The sequence below is a fragment of the Stenotrophomonas sp. TWI602 genome (assembly GCF_039674045.1).
In the GTDB taxonomy this organism is placed as follows: domain Bacteria; phylum Pseudomonadota; class Gammaproteobacteria; order Xanthomonadales; family Xanthomonadaceae; genus Stenotrophomonas.
Genome location: NZ_JBDJMT010000014.1, coordinates 1 through 18,540, shown reverse-complemented (window position 1 = coordinate 18,540; position 18,540 = coordinate 1). Strand labels below are relative to the sequence as shown.

The following is an 18,540-nucleotide window of genomic DNA, read 5'->3' as shown; positions in this document are numbered from 1 at the left end:
GGCATGTTTTTTTTGGCGCTGCGTTGGCGGCGCCTCCCCCTCTCTGACTGGTAACCGGCCCGCTATGACCACGATCCGCAGCATCCACGCCCGTGAAATCCTCGACAGCCGTGGCAACCCCACGCTGGAAGCCGAAGTCATCCTCGAGGACGGCTCGTTCGGTCGTGCCGCGGTGCCGTCCGGCGCCTCGACCGGCACCAAGGAAGCCGTGGAACTGCGTGACGGCGACAAGACCCGTTACCTGGGCAAGGGCGTGCGCAACGCCGTGTCCAACGTCAACACCACGATTGCCACGGCGCTGAAGGGCTTCGACGCCGCCGACCAGGAAGGCCTCGACCGCCGCCTGATCGATCTGGACGGCACCGAGAACAAGGGCCGCCTGGGCGCGAACGCGCTGCTGGGGGTTTCGCTGGCCAATGCCCACGCCGTGGCCGCCTCGAAGAAGCAGGCGCTGTGGCAGCACCTGGCCAACGGCCGCGACGTCACCCTGCCGGTGCCGATGATGAACATCATCAACGGCGGCGCGCATGCCGACAACAACGTCGATTTCCAGGAATTCATGGTGCTGCCGGTCGGCTTCACCTCGTTCTCCGAGTCGCTGCGTGCCGGCACCGAAATCTTCCATTCGCTCAAGTCGGTGCTCAAGGGCCACGGCCTGAGCACGGCGGTGGGCGACGAAGGCGGCTTCGCGCCGGACTTCCGCAGCAACGTCGAAGCACTGGACACCATCCTGGAAGCCATCGGCAAGGCCGGTTACACCGCCGGTGAAGACGTGCTGCTGGGCCTGGACGTGGCCTCCAGCGAGTTCTACGAGAACGGCAAGTACAACCTGGTCGGCGAGAACAAGCGCCTGACCTCCGAGCAGTTCGTCGATTTCCTGGCCGACTGGGCCGCGCAGTACCCGATCGTGACCATCGAAGACGGCCTGGCCGAGAACGACTGGGCCGGCTGGAAGCTGCTGACCGACCGCATCGGCAACAAGGTCCAGCTGGTGGGCGACGATCTGTTCGTCACCAACCCGAAGATCTTCAAGGAAGGCATCGAGTCCGGCACCGCCAACGCGATCCTGATCAAGGTCAACCAGATCGGCACCCTGACCGAGACCCTGGAAGCGATCGCCATGGCGCACGCGGCCAACTATGCCTCGATCGTCTCGCACCGTTCGGGCGAAACCGAAGACACCACCATCGCCGACATCGCCGTGGCCACCACCGCCACCCAGATCAAGACCGGCTCGCTGTGCCGCAGTGATCGCGTGGCCAAGTACAACCAGCTGCTGCGTATCGAGGAAGCCCTCGGTGCCGGCGCGCGTTACGCCGGTCGTGACGCGTTCGTGTCGCTGAAGCGCTGATCCCATGCGCGACTGGCGCTGGCTGCTGCTGGTGCTCGCGCTGCTGCTCGGATGGCTGCAGTACCGCTTCTGGTTTGGGCCGGGCAACTCGGGCGAAGTGATGATGCTTGAGGCCCAGGTCGAGAACCAGAAGCGGGACAACGCCGGCCTGCAGCAGCGCAATGATGCGCTTGCTGCCGAGGTCAAGGACCTCAAGGAAGGCGAGGCCGCCATCGAAGAACGCGCGCGCAGCGAGCTGGGCATGATCAAGCCCGGCGAGAAGTTCTACCGCGTGGTCGAAGACGCGCCGGTGCCGCCACCGCGCGCGCCGACGGCCGTCACCGATCCGGATGCGCCGCACCAGGATGTGCCCTGATGGCGGGCATCTGGGCGGTGGTTCCCGCTGCTGGCCGTGGCACCCGCTTCGGTGGGCCCACACCCAAGCAGTATCTGCTGGCCGGCGACCGCGTGTTGCTGGCCCATACCCTTGAGGCGCTGCTCTCGCACCCGGTCGTGGCCGGAGTGATGGTGGTGGTCGCCGAGAACGACGCCGACTGGCCGGGCTGGCAGTCACTGGCGGACAAACCCATTCTGACCTGCATCGGCGGTGCCACCCGCGCCGGCTCGGTGCTGGCCGGCCTGCATGCGTTGCCCGATGACGTGCGCGCGGACGATTTCGTGCTGGTGCACGACGCCGCACGCCCGAACCTGGCCGCTGCCGATCTCGGTCGCCTGCTGGAAGTCGGCCGTGCCGACCCGGTCGGCGCGATCCTGGCCGCGCCCGTGCGCGACACGCTCAAGCGTGCCGGCGATGACGGCGGTATCGATGCCACCGAGCCGCGCGAACGGCTGTGGCGTGCGCTGACCCCGCAGCTGTTCCGCCGCCACCAGTTGGCGCGCGCGCTGCAGGAGGCGGCTGACGCCGGCGTGGAGGTCACCGACGAGGCCATGGCCATGGAGCGCCAGGGGCTGCGCCCGCTGCTGGTGGAAGGCAGCGAAGACAACTTCAAGGTCACCACCCCGGCTGATCTGTCCCGTTTCGAATTTGTGTTGTCGCGTCGCGAACCCTGACGTCCGCACGCCCCACACCCAACCGCAGGTTCTTGCAATGACCACCCCCCAGTTTCCTCCCTTCCGCATCGGACAGGGCTACGACGTCCATGCCTTTGGCGAGGGCGATCACATCATGCTCGGCGGCATCCGCGTCGCGCACAGCTGCGGCGTGCTCGCGCACAGCGATGGCGATGTGATCCTGCACGCCCTGTGCGATGCCATGCTTGGTGCGCTGGCACTGGGCGATATCGGCGTGCATTTCCCGCCGACCGACATGCGCTGGAAAGGCGCGGACAGCGCGCACCTGCTGGATCATTGCAACGGGCTGCTGCGCGAGCGCGGCTGGCAGGTCGGGAATACCGACATCACCGTGATCTGCGAGCGGCCCAAGGTCGGTCCGCACGCGCTGGCCATGCGTGAGCGCATCGCTGGCGTGCTCGGCATTGCATTGGACTGCGTGAGCGTGAAGGCCACCACGTCGGAGAAGCTGGGCTTCACCGGCCGCAGCGAGGGCATCGCCGCCCAGGCCAGCGTGCTGTTGGTGGCCCTGTGATCCCGTTGCCGCTGGCGTTCGGTGCGCCGCTGCTCAGCGCGAAGATCCGCACCACACCCGAGGATTTCCAGGTCGACGAACTGCCGGCGTTCGAGCCGAGCGGTGAGGGCGAGCACCTGCTGCTGACGATCCGCAAGCGCGGGGCGAACACCGTGCACGTGGCCAAGGTGCTGGCCAGGTGGGCTGGCCTGCCGGACATGGCGGTCAGCTACGCGGGCATGAAAGATCGGCACGCGGTCACCACGCAGCGCTTCAGCGTGCACCTGCCCAAGCGCGTGGCGCCGGATCCGGCGCTGCTGGCCTCGGACGAGATCGAGGTGGTCGAGTCGACCTGGCACAACCGCAAGCTGCAGCGCGGTGCTCTGGCTGGCAACCGCTTCAAGCTGGTACTGCGCGATGTGCGCGGCGATGCCGCGGCCATCGAAGAGCGCCTGTCCCATATCGCCTCGCGCGGCCTGCCGAACTGGTTCGGTGAGCAGCGCTTCGGCCGCGACGGCGGCAACGTGCCGGCTGCGCTGGCCATGTTCGGCGGCCGCCGCATGCGCCCGGACCAGCGCTCGCTGCTGCTCTCGGCCGCGCGCTCGGCACTGTTCAACCAGGTGCTGGCGGCGCGCGTGGAGCAGGGCAACTGGGACACGCCGCTGGACGGCGAGGTCTGGATGCTCGATGGCAGCCGCAGTGTCTTCGGCCCGGAGCCGTGGACGGATCTGCTGGCCGACCGCCTTGGCCGGTTCGACATCCACCCCAGCGGCCCGTTGTGGGGCGAAGGTGAGCTGCGCAGCACCGGCGCCGCCGCCGAACTGGAACTGGGCGCGGTCGCGGACGAGCAATCGCTCGCGCTGCGCGCCGGCCTGGAAGGCGCCCGCCTGAAGCAGGAGCGCCGTGCGCTGCGCCTGCGTCCGGCCATGCTGCAGCATCAGTGGCTGGCCGCGGATGTGCTGGAACTGAGCTTCGCGCTGCCGCCGGGCTGCTATGCCACCGCGGTGCTGCACGAGTTGGGCCCGGTGGAAGACGCCAGCCAGTCCGATACCTGAGCCGCGTAGAGCCGACCGTTGGTCGGCTGCCTCCCGTCCGGCACCGGAAATTACGTAGAGCCGACCGTTGGTCGGCTGCCTTCCGTCCCTGCACCGGAAAACCTGCACCGCTCAGCCGACCAACGGTCGGCTCTACCTCAGCCGACCAACGGTCGGCTCCACCTCAGCCGACCAACGGTCGGCTCTACCGCGCGCGGTGCATGGCGGTGATTCCGGGCCCGTCGTTACCGGTTCGCCAGCAGCACCAGTACCGCACCCGTCCCGCCTTGACCGGCGGGCGCGGAATGAAACGCCAGCACATCGTTGCGCAGGCGCAGCAGCCGATCGACCAGATTCTTCAGCACCGGTGCGCCGCCATCGGATTGCAGCCCCTTGCCGTGGATGATGCGCACGCAGCCGTACTCATGCGCATGCGCTTCCACCAGGAACTGCCGCACCAGCGCCTCGGCCTGGGCCACGGTCGCTCCATGCAGGTCCAGTTCGTCCTGCACGGAGTACTGGCCGCGCTTGAGTCGCTGGAACATTCGTGGCGGCAGGTTCTCGCGCCGGTAGCTGGCCGTATCGCCAGCCTCCAGGGGGCTGCTGTCGCGCAGCAGCCGGGCGAATTCCCCGCGTGCGTCCTGTTCATCCTGCTCGGCCATCCGTGCACGCGGCTTCGGCCGCGGCGCGGCCGGCGGCGGGGTGACCACCTTGCGCAGCGGTTTGACCTCGCCGATAGCGGCGCGGAACAACGCGGCAGGATCTTCGTCTTCAGGATGTGACATGCGTACAGCCTAATGGGCGGGGAGGGCGATGCCTACCGTTATCGGGGTAGGACGATCTGTCCGCTTGCGGCACAATAGCGGACGCACTTGCGAGGTCGTCATGCTCCCAAGGGGGCACGGCCACCGCCGCCAACAGTGGGAAGTGATGGAATCGAAGTCTTGAAAAATCAAGCGGTTAAATCGCAGATGCGGATTCTGGTCAGCAACGATGACGGTGTCGATGCACCGGGCATCAAGATGCTCGCCACGGTTTTACGTGACGCCGGTCATGAAGTGACCGTGGTCGCCCCCGATCGTGATCGCTCCGGCGCCAGCAATTCGCTGACCCTGGACCTGCCGATCCGCATGAAGCGCATCGACCACTACACCTGCTCGGTGGCCGGCACCCCGACCGATTGCGTGCATCTGGCCCTGACCGGCATGCTCGAGTACGAACCGGACATGGTGGTATCGGGTATCAACAACGCCGCCAACCTCGGCGACGACGTCATCTACTCCGGTACCGTCTCGGCGGCGATGGAAGGGCGATTCCTCGGCCTGCCCGCCGTGGCGATGTCACTGGTCACGCACAACCACGAGCCGCGTAACTTCGACACCGCCGCCCGCGCCGCGGTCGAGATCGTCACCCGGCTCAAGGCCGACCCGCTGCCCGCCGACACCATCCTCAACGTCAACGTGCCGGACCTGCCGTGGAGCGAGGTCCGTGGCTTTGAAGTGACCCGCCTGGGCAACCGCCACCGCGCCGAAGGCTGCATTGCCCAGCGCGATCCGCGCGGCAATGAGGTGTTCTGGATCGGCCCGGCCGGGCGCGAGCAGGATTCCGGCCCCGGTACCGATTTCCACGCGGTCCGCAACGGCTACATCTCGATCACCCCGATCCAGGTCGATCTCACCCGTTACCAGGCCTTGGAGAAAGTGGCCAGCTGGGTGGCGGGGCTGACCGACGCGCTGGACCGGCCGGCATGACCCCGCGCCTGCGCCTGCAGCCCGAAGCCGTCGGCATCGGCATGACCTCGCAGCGGGTCCGTGATCGCCTGGTGGATCGCCTGCGCGAGGCCGGCATCGCCGACGAAGCCACCCTCAATGCCATCCGCGTGGTGCCGCGCCATCTGTTCATCGATGAAGCGCTGGCGTCGCGTGCCTACGAAGACACCGCGCTGCCGATCGGGCACGGGCAGACCATTTCCCAGCCCTGGGTGGTCGCGCGCATGACCGAAGCGGTGCTGCAGTCGGCGCCGAAGAAGGTGCTGGAAGTCGGCACCGGCTCGGGCTACCAGGCCGCCGTGCTGGGCGCGATCGGGCTGGAGGTCTACACGGTCGAGCGTATCGGTGATCTGCTGCGCCAGGCGCGCAAGCGCTTCCGTGCGCTGGGCATGAACATCCGCAGCAAACATGACGATGGCCGCATCGGCTGGGCCGAGCACGGTCCTTACGATGCGATCGTGGTGACCGCAGCCGCACCGGCGCTGGTCGATGCACTGGTCGAACAGCTTGCCGTGGGTGGCCGCCTGGTCGCGCCGGTCGGCGGCCCGGGCGCGCAGTCGCTGATCCAGTTGACCCGTCGCGATGACGGCAGTGTTGAACAGCAGGTACTGGCGCCGGTCACGTTCGTACCGCTGCTGTCTGGCATGCTGGACTGATTCCAAGGAGCGTTGCGTCATGAAGATTTTTGGTCCGCTGTACGAGCGGGCAATGAAGTGGGCCGCGCACGAGCGCGCCCCGACCTATCTGACGGTGTTGAGCTTCATCGAGGCGATCATCTTCCCGGTGATGCCCGAGGTGATGCTCGCCCCGATGTGCGTGGCCCAGCCCAAGCGCGGCTGGTGGTTCGCCACGCTCAGCCTGGCCGGTTCGATGGCCGGTGCGCTGGTCGGCTATGCGCTGGGCCACTTCGCCTTTGAAGCGCTCAAGCCGGTGTTCGCCGCGCTGGGCATGTTGACCAGCATCGAAGGCGGCATCGCCATCGTGCAGGCCAAGATGGCCGAGTCGCCCTGGGCGGTGTTCACCTTCCTGGTGCTGGGCGGCTTCATGCCGATCCCGATGAAGGTCTTCACATGGGCATCGGGTATCGTCGGCGTGCCGTTGCCGCAGTATTTCCTGAGCATGTTGATCGGCCGTGGCAAGCGCGTGTACGTGCTGGCGGCGGTCATTCGTATTGGCGGGCCGCGCGCGGAAGCTGCGCTGCGCCGTTGGATTGAACCGCTGGGCTGGATCGCGACCGCGCTGGTGGTCGTGCTGGTGGCCTGGCTTGTATGGAGAGCGAAGTTCGCATGAGTGCTGATCGTTTGAGCAAGGGAGTGCGCACCGGCGCGCTGCTGCTGGTGGTGTCGGCGCTGAGCGCCTGTGGCACCGCCACCGTGGTGCGGCCTTCGGGCTCGGGCGGTGTGGCCCACAGCACCCCGCAGACCTCGGTGGCCAAGCCCGGCCAGACCGCTGTCGTCCGTCGTGGCGACACGTTGTATGCACTCGCGCGCATCCACAACATCACCCCGCGCGATCTGGCCGCCTGGAACGGGCTGGCCGAGCCCTACACGATCTATCCGGGGCAGTCGCTGCGGCTGTTCCCGGGCGGCAGTGGTGGCAGTCCGGCCCGCGCGCCGACCACCGTGGTCACCGCGCCGCGGCCGGGCAGCACCGCGCCGGCCGCCACCCCGTCGCCGACCACCGCGATCAAGAGCAACATCAGCTGGCGCTGGCCGGCCGATGGCGCGATCGTCGGCCGTTTCGTCGCCGGTGAAGCGACCAAGCAGGGCGTGGACATTGCCGGCACCAGTGGCCAGCCGGTCCGCGCGACCGCCGCCGGCGTGGTGGTGTACTCCGGTGCCGGCCTGGTCGGTTTCGGTGAGCTGATCATCATCAAGCACAGCGATCAGTGGCTGTCAGCGTATGGTCACAACCGCAAGCGCCTGGTCAACGAAGGCCAGAGCGTGAAGGCCGGCGAGCAGATCGCGGAGATGGGCCGCACCGGCGCCGCACGCGACATGCTGCACTTCGAGATCCGCTACAACGGCAAGCCGGTCGACCCGCTGCTGTACCTGCCGCCGAAGTAAGCACGAAAAAGGCCGCCTCAAGGGCGGCCTTTTCTGAACGGAAATCCCGGTCTCACCCCTTCAGGATGAACGCCGCGGCCACCTTGCGGCCCTCGCTGGCAAGGATGTTGAAGGTCCGTGCCGCCGCCGGGTTGTTCATCACTTCCAGGCCGATCCCGCGGGTCAGGCACGCGGCCATGACCGCGGCCGGCGGGAACACCTGGGTGTCGCCCGTGCCCAGCACCACCAGCGCGGGGTTCAGTGCCAGCACCGGCTGCAGGTCTTCCGGGGTCAACTGGGCGATATCGGCCACCGGCCACGCTTCGATCAACGTGTCCGGGGCGAGGATGAAACTCGCGGCCAGGGTCCGGTCATTCACTTTCGCACTGCGGCCATCGGCGGCACGCAGGGCGTAGGCGTAGTCGGGGATTTCGTGGCTCAGCTGCATGGGCGTTCCGGGATCAGCCGCGCGGCAGGACGATCTGGCGCTGTTCCTTGCTCGGGCGGTACAGCACGGCCACGTGGCCGATACGCTGCACCAGCGCGCTTTCGCTGGCACTGACCAGCTCGGCGATGAGGGCGTCGCGGGCCTCGCGGTCTTCGGCGGCAACCTTGACCTTGATCAGCTCGTGGCGCTCCAGCACCTCTTCCAGTTCAGCCAGGAAGGCCGGTGTCACCCCCTTGCCGCCGATCTGGAGCAGGGCTTTCAGATCATGCGCGTGGCCGCGGAGGAAACGGGTTTGGGAAGAAGTCAGGGCGATAGCCATTCAGGAACAAGCGGTTAACTGGGGCGATCAGGGTATCATGACCTCCCCATCCGACCCGCATCTCAATGGCAACCCGTAGCAAAAGCAGTCAACGCTGGTTGAAAGAGCACTTCGCCGACCCCTTCGTGAAGAAGGCCCAGGCCGAGGGCATGCGCTCGCGCGCGGCCTACAAGCTGGAGGAGTTGCTGCAGCGCGATCGGCTGCTGAAGCCGCACATGGTCGTGGTCGATCTGGGCGCCGCCCCGGGTGGCTGGTCCCAACAGGTCCGCCGCCAGATCGGCGATACCGGCCGGGTGCTGGCGCTGGACATCCTGGAGATGCCGCCGCTGGCCGGCGTGGAGTTCCTTCACGGTGACTTCAGGGAGCAAGCCGTCCTATCGGAGTTCGAAGCCATGCTGGGGGATCAGCCGGTAGACCTTGTGCTCTCGGATATGGCCCCCAATAAGAGTGGAATGGATGCGGTGGACCAACCGCGGATGATGCACCTGGCGGAGTTGGCGTTGGATTTTGCCGACAACCATCTCAAGCCGGGTGGCGCGTTCCTGATCAAGCTGTTCCAGGGCGTGGGCTTTGACGACTACGTGCGCGAAATGCGCCGCCGGTACGACAAAGTAGTGATCCGCAAGCCTGAAGCCTCCCGGAAGCGCTCGCCCGAGGTGTACGCCTTGGGGCAGGGAAAACGCGCGCAGATCAAGTAAGCTCAACCATACGAATCGCGTCAGGAATTAGAGGAACACCGGAGCCAATGAGGATGAACGACTTGACCAAGAACCTCCTGCTATGGGTGGTCGTCGCCGTCGTGCTGATGGTGGTCTTCCAGAGCTTCTCGCCGAAGAGCAGCGGAGCCGGCGCACAGGGCGCGACGTACTCGCAGTTCCTGGACCAGGTGGACAGCGGCAACGTCCAGAAGGTGACCTTCAGCGGTGACATGCGTGGCGGCACCAATCAGATTTCCTACACCACCCGTGGCGGCCAGTCGGCCACCATCACCGCCCCGTTCGATCGCGACCTGATCAACGTGCTGCGCGGCAAGAACGTGGAAATCGTCCAGGAGGAGCCCTCCAGTGGCATCTCGCTGGGCGCGATCCTGATGAACTTCCTCCCGGTGATCCTGATCATCGGCTTCTGGATATTCATCATGCGCCAGATGCAGGGCGGTGGCGGCGGGGCCAAGGGCGCAATGTCCTTCGGCAAGTCGCGGGCCAAGCTGCAGGGCGAGGACCAGATCAAGGTCACCTTCGCCGACGTTGCCGGGTGCGACGAGGCCAAGGAAGAAGTCGGCGAACTGGTCGATTTCCTGCGCGACCCGACCAAGTTCACCAAGCTGGGCGGCAAGATTCCGCGCGGCGTGCTGATGGTGGGTCCGCCGGGTACCGGCAAGACGCTGCTGGCCCGCGCGATCGCCGGTGAAGCCAAGGTCCCGTTCTTCTCGATCTCCGGTTCGGACTTCGTGGAAATGTTCGTCGGCGTCGGCGCAAGCCGCGTGCGCGACATGTTCGAGCAGGCCAAGAAGCAGGCGCCGTGCATCATCTTCATCGATGAAATCGACGCCGTCGGTCGCCACCGTGGCGCCGGTCTCGGCGGCGGTCATGACGAGCGCGAGCAGACCCTGAACCAGCTGCTGGTCGAGATGGACGGCTTCGAGGGAGGCGAGGGCGTGATCGTCATCGCCGCCACCAACCGTCCCGACGTGCTGGATCCGGCGCTGCTGCGCCCGGGCCGTTTCGACCGCCAGGTCGTGGTCGGCCTGCCGGACGTCAAGGGCCGCGAGCAGATCCTCAAGGTGCATATGCGCAAGCTGCCGCTGGCCGACGATGTCGAGCCGATGGTGATCGCGCGCGGTACCCCGGGCTTCTCTGGTGCGGACCTGGCCAACCTGGCCAACGAAGCAGCACTGTTCGCCGCGCGCGGCGGTGAGAAGGAAGTCCGCATGGACCACTTCGACCGTGCCCGCGACAAGATCCTGATGGGTGCCGAACGTCGTTCAATGGCGATGAGCGAAGAAGAAAAGACGCTCACCGCCTATCACGAAGCTGGCCACGCCATCGTCGGTCGCCTGGTGCCCGAGCACGATCCGGTCTACAAGGTCACCATCATTCCCCGCGGTCGTGCGCTGGGCGTGACGATGTACCTGCCGGAAGGCGACAAGTACTCGATGAACCGGGTGGCGATCGAATCGCAGTTGTGCTCGCTGTACGGCGGTCGTGTGGCCGAAGAGCTGATCTTCGGCACCGACAAGGTCACCACCGGTGCCTCCAACGACATCGAGCGCGCCACCAAGATGGCCCGCAACATGGTCACCAAGTGGGGCCTGTCCGACGAGCTCGGCCCGATCGCCTACGGTGAAGAGGACGATGAAGTGTTCCTCGGCCGTTCGGTGACGCAGCACAAGAGCGTGTCGGATGACACCGCGCGCCGCATCGACGAAGTGGTCCGCAGCATCCTGGACAAGGCGTACGCCCGTACCACCGAACTGCTGACGGCCAATCTCGACAAGCTGCACACGATGTCGCAGCTGCTGCTGCAGTACGAGACCATCGATGCGCCGCAGATCAATGCCGTGATGGAAGGCCGTGATCCGCCGCCGCCGATGGGCTGGGACAAGTCCGCCAGCAACAAGGATGGCGGCAACAACAACGACAAGGGGGGCGATGCCCGTCCCGTGTCGCCGATCGCCGGTCCTGCCGAGCAGATCTGAGGGTGTTGCCCACGTAAGTGACGAAGGCCGGGGAAACCCGGCCTTCGTCGTTTCGGGCAGGTCATAATGACGGTCCGTTTTCGCCCCTCGTTCTGGAGTCGTCATGTCCGCACCCCCGCCGCAGCCGATCTCGCACACCACTGAAATGGTGATCGCCACGATCATTGGCGTGGCCATCGGCCTGACCCGCGACAACTTCCTGCTCGGCGCCGGCATCGGCATCGCGGTTGGCGTGTTGATGAGCATCGCCAAGACCGTCTACGTGGAGCGCAAGCGCCGCCAGCGCTGAGTGCTTGCGTGCGCGGCCGGCAGTGGGCACGATGCGCGTGCCCGCGCCGCATGCCGCGGTCGGGCATGGCCGGGGGATCGGCCCACACACTTTCCAGGGGGATGTTCATGCGTCATTCGATGCGCGCAGCCGTTGCTGCGCTGCTGTGCTGTGCCACGCCGGTCATGGCGGCCGAGATCCACGTGCAGGATCCGGTGCCGTTCAACGAGTCGGCGATCATTGCCGAGAACATCAAGGCCGAGTGCCGGATGGGCGCGCAGCTGGCGACCGCGCTGGGCAAGAATGCCCCGGCGCATGGCAACACCATCGTCTTCGGCAGTGATCCGGTGAACACCGGCAGCGGGCACGCGTTGAAGCTGGAGCTGGTGGAAGCGCAGAGCGCAGGCAATGCGTTCACCGGCCACTTCAAGTCGGCGGCCGTGCGCGGCGTGCTGTTCGAGAACGGCCAGCAGGTGGCCACGGTCACCGCACGCCGCGTGTCGCGCGGTGGCGCGTTTGCCGGCTTCAAGGGCTCCTGCGACGTGCTTGAACGCACCGTCAATGCGATCGGCAACGATCTGGCGATCTGGCTGGCCAAGCCGGTCGATGGGGCCCGCCTCGGCGACCTCTGACAGCCGGTCCGGTGCGCCAGCGTAAACTACGCGCTGGCGTACTTCGTGGATCTGCCCATGTTCGATATCTCCCCCCAGCTCGATTGCGGCGGCCGGCTGCTGCGGCTGGATCGCCCGCGGGTCATGGGCATCGTCAACGTCACCCCGGATTCGTTCTCCGACGGCGGTGACCACGACAGCGTGGAGGCTGCGGTCGCGCACGGCCTGCAACTGGTGGCCGAGGGCGCGGACCTGCTCGACATCGGCGGCGAATCGACCCGGCCAGGCAGTGCGCCGGTGCCGTTGGATGAAGAACTGCGCCGGGTCATCCCGGTGATCGAGCGCTTGGCACGCGAAACCACCGTGCCGATCAGCATCGACACCTTCAAGCCCGAGGTGATGCGCGCAGCGGTCGCGGCCGGTGCCGGCCTGATCAATGACATCCATGCGTTGCGCCAGCCCGGTGCGCTGGACGCCGCCGCCGAACTCGGCGTGCCGGTGGTGCTGATGCACATGCAGGGCGAGCCGGGCAGCATGCAGGACACCCCGCACTACGATGACGTGGTCGCCGAGGTGCATCGCTTCCTGACCGAGCGCATGTTCCAGGCCGAGATGGCCGGCGTGGCCAAGAAGCATCTGATCATCGATCTGGGCTTCGGCTTCGGCAAGACCACCGAACACAACATGATCCTGCTCGCGCGCTCGGAGCGCTTCCTCGAGCTGGGCGTGCCGATGCTGGCCGGCCTGTCGCGCAAGCGCAGCATCGGTGAACTGACCGGTCGTGAGCAGCCGCGTGACCGCGTGGCCGGTTCGGTCGCCGCGCACCTGATCGCGGCCCAGCGTGGCGCGATGCTGCTGCGTGTGCACGATGTCGCCGCCACGGTCGATGCGCTGAGGGTGTGGGCCGCGGTCGATGCCGTGCCGATGCCGCGGGTGTCCGCCGCCCCGGCGATGCCGCGCTGGCCGGACGAGGACTGATGGCCGTCGATCAGCGCCCGCTGGCGATCGCGGTGATGGGCCCGACCGCGTCAGGCAAGACCGCCACCGCGATCGCACTGGCCCAGCAGCTGGACGGTGAGATCGTCAGCGTCGATTCGGCGCTGGTCTATCGCGGGCTGGATATCGGCTCGGCCAAGCCCGATGCGGCCGAGCGCGCACAGGCGCCGCACCATCTGCTCGATGTGCGCGACCCGTGGCAGACCTATTCGGCGGCGGAGTTCGCCAGCGACGCGGCGCGGGCCGTCCGCGACATCATCGCGCGCGGTCGCATGCCGATCCTCGCCGGTGGCACCGGGCTGTATTTCCGCGCGTTGCTACAGGGCCTGTCGCCGATGCCCGAGGCCGATCCGGCGGTGCGCGCACAGATTGCCGCCGAGGCGGCCGAGCAGGGCTGGGCGGCAATGCATGCCCAACTGGCCGGCATCGATCCGGCCGCGGCAAAGCGCATTCACGCCACCGACCCGCAGCGCATCCAGCGGGCACTGGAAGTCCATCGGCTGACCGGTACCCCGATCAGCGAATGGCAGAAGCTGCCCGGCGTCGACCGGCTGCCGGTACGGGCGCTCAAACTGATTCTCGCGCCGCGCGAGCGCACGGTGCTGCACCAGCGCATCGAAACCCGTTTCGACGCGATGCTGGATCACGGCTTCCTGGACGAAGTCCACGCCCTGCGGGCCCTGCCGGCGATGGCCGAGGTGGCCGCGCCGTTGGATCTGCCGGCCGTGCGGGCGGTGGGCTACCGGCAGGCCTGGGAGTATCTGGACGGGCAGGGCACGGCCGAGGCGTTCCGTGAGCGCGGCATCCAGGCCACCCGCCAGCTCGCCAAGCGCCAGCTGACCTGGCTGCGCGGGGAGCTTGATGCGCGCTGGTTCGATCCCCATCTAGACAGGGCTTCCCTGGCGGATGCGGTGTCGACCTTCGTCGCACGCTGAGTCCACGCCTTCACCCGCCCACCCCGTGTACCATCAAGGGTTCCGGCGGGCGGCGGGGGCCGTGGTAACTGCCGGAAGACCATAAAAACAATAATCAGGAGTGTGCAATGTCCAAGGGGCAATCGCTGCAGGATCCGTTTCTGAATGCACTTCGGCGCGAACGCGTGCCGGTGTCGGTGTATCTGGTCAATGGCATCAAGCTGCAGGGAACGATTGAATCGTTCGACCAGTTCGTGGTGCTGCTGCGCAATACGGTGAGCCAGATGGTGTACAAGCACGCCATCTCGACCGTGGTGCCGGCGCGCAACGTGAAGGTCGGGCCCGGAGGTGGTTATGTGCAATCCAATGATGGCGCCGATGGCGTCCAAGGTGATGACGACGTTGAGTGACTGCGTGAAGAATTCTGGAGAACTGCGTGTTTGACCGTTCCAAGCGAGGCGAACACGCACTCCTGATCCAGCCGCATGCCGGCCGGCTCGAAGATGACGTGCTTGAAGAGTTCACCGATCTGGCCCGCTCCGCCGGGGCCAGCATCGCGGCCACGCTGACCGCGCGCATCGATCGGCCCAATCCGTCGATCCTGATCGGCAGCGGCAAGCTGGACGAGGTCAAGGCCGCGGCCGATGCCACCGGCGCCGACCTGATCCTGGTCAACCATGCGCTGTCGCCGGGGCAGGAGCGCAACCTGGAGCGGTTCCTGGAACGGCGCGTGATCGACCGCACCGGGCTGATCCTGGATATCTTCGCCCAGCGTGCGCGCAGCCACGAAGGCAAGCTGCAGGTGGAGCTGGCGCAGCTGCGACACATGTCCACGCGGCTGATCCGCGGCTGGACCCATCTGGAGCGCCAGCGTGGTGGTTCCATCGGCCTGCGCGGCCCGGGTGAAACCCAGCTGGAAACCGATCGCCGCCTGCTGCAGAAGCGGGTGGAGCAGCTGCAGAAGAAGCTGGAAAAGGTGGAAGTGCAGCGCACCCAGATGCGTCGTGCCCGCCTGCGCAGCGAGCTGCCGCGCGTGGCGCTGGTGGGCTACACCAACGCCGGCAAGTCGACCCTGTTCAACGCATTGACTGGCGCCGAGGCCTTCGCCGCGGACCAGTTGTTCGCGACGTTGGACCCGACCGTGCGCCGCATCGCGTTGCCGGGCGGCAGCGTGGTGCTCGCCGATACCGTCGGCTTCGTCCGCGACCTGCCGCATGATCTGGTGGCCGCGTTCCGGTCGACCCTGTCCGAAGCCCGCGAAGCGGACTTCCTGCTGCACCTCGTCGATGCGGCCGATCCGCACCGTGAGGAGCGCATCGCACAGGTGGATGAAGTGCTGACCGCCATCGGCGCGGGCGATCTGCCGCAGTTGCTGGTGTTCAACAAGATCGACCGCATCGACGGGGCCGACGTGCGTCACGATGCCCAGGACGGCATCCCCGACAACGCGCGCCGCGAGCGGGTCTGGATTTCCGCCCGCGACAACGTTGGCCTGCCGCTGCTGCAGTCCGTGCTGGGCAAGCGCCTGGGCCTGCAGCACGTCAGTGGCGAGCTGCGGCTGCCGCCGAGTGCCGGTCGCCTGCGTTCGCGCCTGCATCAGCTGGAGGTCGTGCGCAGCGAAGCCACCGACGAAGACGGTTGGCTGCTGCAGGTCGAGATCCCGATCGCCGAGGCCGAGAAGCTGGCGGCTGGCGAGGGCGGCGAACCGATCCGCGCGATGCTTCCGGAAAAGCTTCCGGAATGGTGATGCGGGTGCCGGCCGCTGGCTGGCGCCCATGATTCTCCCGGCGGGGCTTCGCCCTCCGTCGCACCCGGCAACACACGACATCACTCACGATTTCGGCTAAAACAGGGGGCGTTCGTCCCCCCGTTGATCCAGGACTCCCCATGACCGTTCCTTCCGACGCCGAGCTGGGCGCCCTCGCCAGTGACGTGGGCCAGCGCCTGCAGCAGGCCTCGCTGCAGCTGGTGACTGCCGAAAGCTGCAGTGGCGGCTGGATCGCCAAGGCGATGACCGATATCGCCGGCTCCTCGGCGTTCTTCGATTGCGGCATGGTGGTCTACAGCTACGAAGCCAAGCAACGCCTGCTGGGCGTGCGCGCGCAGACGCTGGAACAGTTCGGCGCGGTCAGCCGCGAGACCGTGCTGGAAATGGTCTCCGGTGCGCTGATCAATTCCGGTGCCGGCATCGCCGTGGCGGTGACCGGCATTGCCGGGCCGGGCGGTGGCAGCGAGGACAAGCCGGTCGGCAGCGTCTGGATCGGCTGGAAGGGCCGTGGCGGCTACGCGCGTGCGCAGCTGTTCCAGTTCGATGGCGACCGCGAAGCCATACGGCGGCAGACCGTGCAGCAGGCGCTGACGGGAATCTTCCCGCTGTTGTGACATCCTGACCGGGTGTGCTGACAGGAGAGTGGGCCGATGTGGGAAACGCTGGGTACCGTGCGTGACCTGGGGCGATTGCAGGAAATCGCGTCGGTCCTGATCCGCTATGGCTTCGGCGACCTCGTGCGCCGCATCGGCCTGGCCGATGTGCTCGAACGCGCTGGCCGCCTGCTGCACTGGAACGATACCCAGCAGATGCTGCGGATGACCGCGCCTGTGCGCGTGCGCCGCGCGATGGAAGACCTGGGCCCCACCTTCGTCAAACTCGGCCAGGTGCTGGCCACCCGCGTGGACCTGTTCCCGCCGGATTGGATCGCCGAGTTCTCCGAACTGCAGAACGCCGTGCCCGCGCTGCCGTATGCACAGGTGCGTGAGCAGCTCGAACGTGATCTCGGCGCACCGGCCACCGAGGTGTTCGCGTGGCTCGATGAAACGCCCATGGCCGCGGCCTCGCTGGCACAGGCGCATCGCGCAACGCTGCATGACGGCACCGCCGTGGTGCTGAAGATCCGTCGTCCGGGCATCCGTGACGTCATCGAAGCCGACCTGCGCCTGCTGGCGCGGCTGGCCGAGATCGTGGAGGCGCGCCTGCCCGATCTGCAGCGGTATCGGCCGGCCGAGGTGGTGCAGCAGTTCCAGGTGTCGCTGCGCCGCGAGCTGGATTTTGCCGCCGAATGCCGCAATGCCGAGCGCATCGCGCGCAATTTCCAGGGCCGCGACGACATCCTGATCCCCAACGTGCACTGGCAGTGGACCTGCGAGAGCCTCAATGTGCAGGACTTCGTGGACGGCATTCCCGGCCGCGATCTGGTCGGCGTCGATGCGGCCGGTCTGGACCGCGTGCAGCTGGCCCGCACCGGCGCGCGCATCGTGCTGAAGATGGTGCTGGAGGACGGCTGTTTCCACGCTGATCCGCACCCGGGCAACATCATCTACCTGCGGGATGGCCGCATCGGCGTGATTGATTTCGGCATGGTCGGGGCGATCTCCGAGCAGCGCCGCTTCCAGGTTGCCCAGCTCCTGCATGGCCTGGTCACCCAGGAGCCGGAGCAGGTGGCCGACGTGCTGCTGGACTGGGCCGGTGGCGTGGAAGTGGACGAGTCGCGCCTACAGCAGGACATCAGCACCTTCGTGGACCAGTACCGCGGGGTCCCGCTGAAGGACCTGCACATGGGCCTGATGCTGGGCAACATCACCCAGCTGCTGCGCCAGTACGCGCTGACCCTGCCGGCCGATCTGGCGCTGATGATCAAGACCTTCCTCACCCTGGAAGGCATGGGCCGCCAGCTGGACCCGCAGTTCGATATGGCCAGCGCCGCGCGCCCGTATCTGGAGCGGGTGATGTGGCAACGCTACTCGCCCGGCGCGATGCTCAAGCGCGGCAAGCGCAGCCTGGTCGGGGTGATGGATCTGGTCGGCGATCTGCCGCGCGATGTCCGCCGCCTGCTGCAGATGGCGCGCCGCGGCCGGCTCCAGCTCAAGATTGAAACCACGGCGCTGCAGGGCTTCGGCGACCAGGTCAACCGCGCGGCGAACCGGCTGGTGATGGGCATCGTGACCGCCGCGCTGATCATCGGCTCCTCGATCGTCATGCACAGTGTCGGCGGCATCTCCAGCCGCTGGCTGCTCGCGCTTGGCGTGGCCGGCTTCATCGGTGCCGGCTTCTGTGGCGTGTGGATCCTGTTTTCGATCTGGCGCAGCGGCAAGAACCCGTAGGGTTCTTACCGCTGGGATCCGCAGGATCCCCGGAATCTCCCGCGCAAGCGGGGGATTACGTGTAGGTCCGACCGTTGGTCGGACGCTCCTGCCTGACGACCCGTCACTATTTGCCCACCGGTAGAGCCACGCCATGCGTGGCTGCTCCAGCCCGTCACCGCACCCACCGGTAGAGCCACGCCATGCGTGGCTGCTCCAGCCCGTCACCGCACCCACCGGTAGAGCCACGCCATGCGTGGCTGCTCCAGCCCGTCACCGCACCCACCGGTAGAGCCACGCCATGCGTGGCTGCTCCAGCCCGTCACCGCTTCCATGGGTAGCAACTGTCTTATCAGGTGCAGACCAACGCGGCCTCGGCGTCCCGCTTGCGGGCGTTGAGGATGACCAGCATCTTGCGCATGACCGCTACCAGCGCCACCTTGCTC

The 18,540-nt window shown here is 67.1% G+C and carries 22 protein-coding genes; 19 read left to right on the top strand and 3 right to left on the bottom strand.

Annotated features, from left to right (window positions below):
- Positions 1-64 precede the first annotated feature (64 nt).
- The 5 genes from eno to truD are packed head-to-tail and all read left to right on the top strand — an operon-like array spanning position 65 to position 3,970.
- Positions 65-1,351, top strand: a complete 1,287-nt coding sequence (gene eno / locus ABE483_RS13390; RefSeq protein WP_121041757.1) for a phosphopyruvate hydratase — start codon at positions 65-67, stop codon at positions 1,349-1,351.
- A gap of 4 nt (positions 1,352-1,355) precedes the next feature.
- A complete protein-coding gene (gene ftsB, locus ABE483_RS13385; protein WP_121041759.1) occupies positions 1,356-1,706 on the top strand; it encodes a cell division protein FtsB in 351 nt (116 codons plus the stop codon).
- Complete coding sequence (gene ispD / locus ABE483_RS13380; RefSeq protein ID WP_313212036.1) at positions 1,703-2,401, top strand: 2-C-methyl-D-erythritol 4-phosphate cytidylyltransferase; 699 nt, start codon at positions 1,703-1,705, stop codon at positions 2,399-2,401. The genes ftsB and ispD overlap by 4 nt, the downstream gene beginning before the upstream one ends.
- A 37-nt stretch (positions 2,402-2,438) precedes the next feature.
- Positions 2,439-2,936, top strand: coding sequence for a 2-C-methyl-D-erythritol 2,4-cyclodiphosphate synthase (gene ispF / locus ABE483_RS13375; RefSeq protein ID WP_123728899.1), 498 nt, complete (start codon positions 2,439-2,441; stop codon positions 2,934-2,936).
- A complete protein-coding gene (gene truD, locus ABE483_RS13370) occupies positions 2,933-3,970 on the top strand; it encodes a tRNA pseudouridine(13) synthase TruD (RefSeq protein WP_346463713.1) in 1,038 nt (345 codons plus the stop codon). The genes ispF and truD overlap by 4 nt, the downstream gene beginning before the upstream one ends.
- 224 nt (positions 3,971-4,194) lie before the next feature.
- On the opposite strand, the gene ABE483_RS13365 is transcribed toward truD, so the two are convergent.
- On the bottom strand, positions 4,195-4,734 hold the full coding sequence (locus tag ABE483_RS13365; protein ID WP_346465499.1) for a Smr/MutS family protein: 540 nt from the start codon (positions 4,732-4,734) through the stop codon (positions 4,195-4,197).
- A 186-nt stretch (positions 4,735-4,920) separates the two neighbouring features.
- Between ABE483_RS13365 and surE the strand changes: the two genes are divergently transcribed.
- The 4 genes from surE to ABE483_RS13345 are packed head-to-tail and all read left to right on the top strand — an operon-like array spanning position 4,921 to position 7,784.
- Positions 4,921-5,700, top strand: coding sequence for a 5'/3'-nucleotidase SurE (gene surE / locus ABE483_RS13360; RefSeq protein WP_313217870.1), 780 nt, complete (start codon positions 4,921-4,923; stop codon positions 5,698-5,700).
- Entirely contained in the window at positions 5,697-6,374 is a 678-nt protein-coding gene (locus ABE483_RS13355) for a protein-L-isoaspartate(D-aspartate) O-methyltransferase (RefSeq protein WP_313217871.1), read from the top strand. The genes surE and ABE483_RS13355 overlap by 4 nt, the downstream gene beginning before the upstream one ends.
- 19 nt (positions 6,375-6,393) lie before the next feature.
- Positions 6,394-7,008 (top strand): YqaA family protein, encoded by a 615-nt coding sequence (locus ABE483_RS13350; protein ID WP_121041774.1) that lies wholly within the window; start codon positions 6,394-6,396, stop codon positions 7,006-7,008.
- The gene (locus ABE483_RS13345) at positions 7,005-7,784 is read left to right on the top strand and encodes a peptidoglycan DD-metalloendopeptidase family protein (protein WP_313211998.1); all 780 of its coding nucleotides are present in this window, start codon (positions 7,005-7,007) and stop codon (positions 7,782-7,784) included. The genes ABE483_RS13350 and ABE483_RS13345 overlap by 4 nt, the downstream gene beginning before the upstream one ends.
- A 52-nt stretch (positions 7,785-7,836) precedes the next feature.
- On the opposite strand, the gene ABE483_RS13340 is transcribed toward ABE483_RS13345, so the two are convergent.
- Together ABE483_RS13340 and yhbY are read right to left on the bottom strand one after the other, a co-directional pair.
- Positions 7,837-8,211 (bottom strand): Mth938-like domain-containing protein, encoded by a 375-nt coding sequence (locus ABE483_RS13340; RefSeq protein ID WP_123728906.1) that lies wholly within the window; start codon positions 8,209-8,211, stop codon positions 7,837-7,839.
- 13 nt (positions 8,212-8,224) lie between these two features.
- A complete protein-coding gene (yhbY, locus tag ABE483_RS13335) occupies positions 8,225-8,530 on the bottom strand; it encodes a ribosome assembly RNA-binding protein YhbY (protein ID WP_019183325.1) in 306 nt (101 codons plus the stop codon).
- 65 nt (positions 8,531-8,595) lie between these two features.
- Here yhbY and rlmE point away from each other — a divergent pair, with 65 nt between their 5' ends.
- The 10 genes from rlmE to ubiB all read left to right on the top strand — a co-directional run bounded on the left by rlmE (position 8,596) and on the right by ubiB (position 18,115).
- Positions 8,596-9,228 carry a 23S rRNA (uridine(2552)-2'-O)-methyltransferase RlmE gene (gene rlmE / locus ABE483_RS13330; protein ID WP_121041780.1) on the top strand — a complete coding sequence of 211 codons (633 nt, stop codon included), beginning with the start codon at positions 8,596-8,598 and terminating at the stop codon, positions 9,226-9,228.
- Positions 9,229-9,281: 53 nt separating this feature from the next.
- A complete protein-coding gene (ftsH, locus tag ABE483_RS13325) occupies positions 9,282-11,228 on the top strand; it encodes an ATP-dependent zinc metalloprotease FtsH (RefSeq protein ID WP_313211994.1) in 1,947 nt (648 codons plus the stop codon).
- 103 nt (positions 11,229-11,331) lie between these two features.
- Positions 11,332-11,517: a hypothetical protein gene (locus ABE483_RS13320; RefSeq protein WP_019183322.1), complete on the top strand. Its 186-nt coding sequence runs from the start codon at positions 11,332-11,334 to the stop codon at positions 11,515-11,517.
- Between the two features lie 107 nt (positions 11,518-11,624).
- Positions 11,625-12,128 carry a hypothetical protein gene (locus ABE483_RS13315; RefSeq protein WP_346481850.1) on the top strand — a complete coding sequence of 168 codons (504 nt, stop codon included), beginning with the start codon at positions 11,625-11,627 and terminating at the stop codon, positions 12,126-12,128.
- 57 nt (positions 12,129-12,185) lie between these two features.
- Positions 12,186-13,085 (top strand): dihydropteroate synthase, encoded by a 900-nt coding sequence (folP, locus tag ABE483_RS13310; RefSeq protein WP_346481849.1) that lies wholly within the window; start codon positions 12,186-12,188, stop codon positions 13,083-13,085.
- Entirely contained in the window at positions 13,085-14,038 is a 954-nt protein-coding gene (miaA, locus tag ABE483_RS13305) for a tRNA (adenosine(37)-N6)-dimethylallyltransferase MiaA (RefSeq protein ID WP_346463711.1), read from the top strand. Before folP ends, miaA begins: the two co-directional genes overlap by 1 nt.
- Positions 14,039-14,145: 107 nt before the next feature.
- On the top strand, positions 14,146-14,427 hold the full coding sequence (gene hfq / locus ABE483_RS13300; protein ID WP_123728913.1) for an RNA chaperone Hfq: 282 nt from the start codon (positions 14,146-14,148) through the stop codon (positions 14,425-14,427).
- Positions 14,428-14,453: 26 nt separating this feature from the next.
- Positions 14,454-15,764, top strand: coding sequence for a ribosome rescue GTPase HflX (gene hflX, locus ABE483_RS13295; RefSeq protein WP_313217881.1), 1,311 nt, complete (start codon positions 14,454-14,456; stop codon positions 15,762-15,764).
- A gap of 140 nt (positions 15,765-15,904) precedes the next feature.
- Positions 15,905-16,399, top strand: coding sequence for a CinA family protein (locus ABE483_RS13290; protein WP_019183317.1), 495 nt, complete (start codon positions 15,905-15,907; stop codon positions 16,397-16,399).
- A 36-nt stretch (positions 16,400-16,435) separates the two neighbouring features.
- Positions 16,436-18,115, top strand: coding sequence for a 2-polyprenylphenol 6-hydroxylase (ubiB, locus tag ABE483_RS13285; protein WP_346465508.1), 1,680 nt, complete (start codon positions 16,436-16,438; stop codon positions 18,113-18,115).
- Positions 18,116-18,540: the final 425 nt, after the last annotated feature.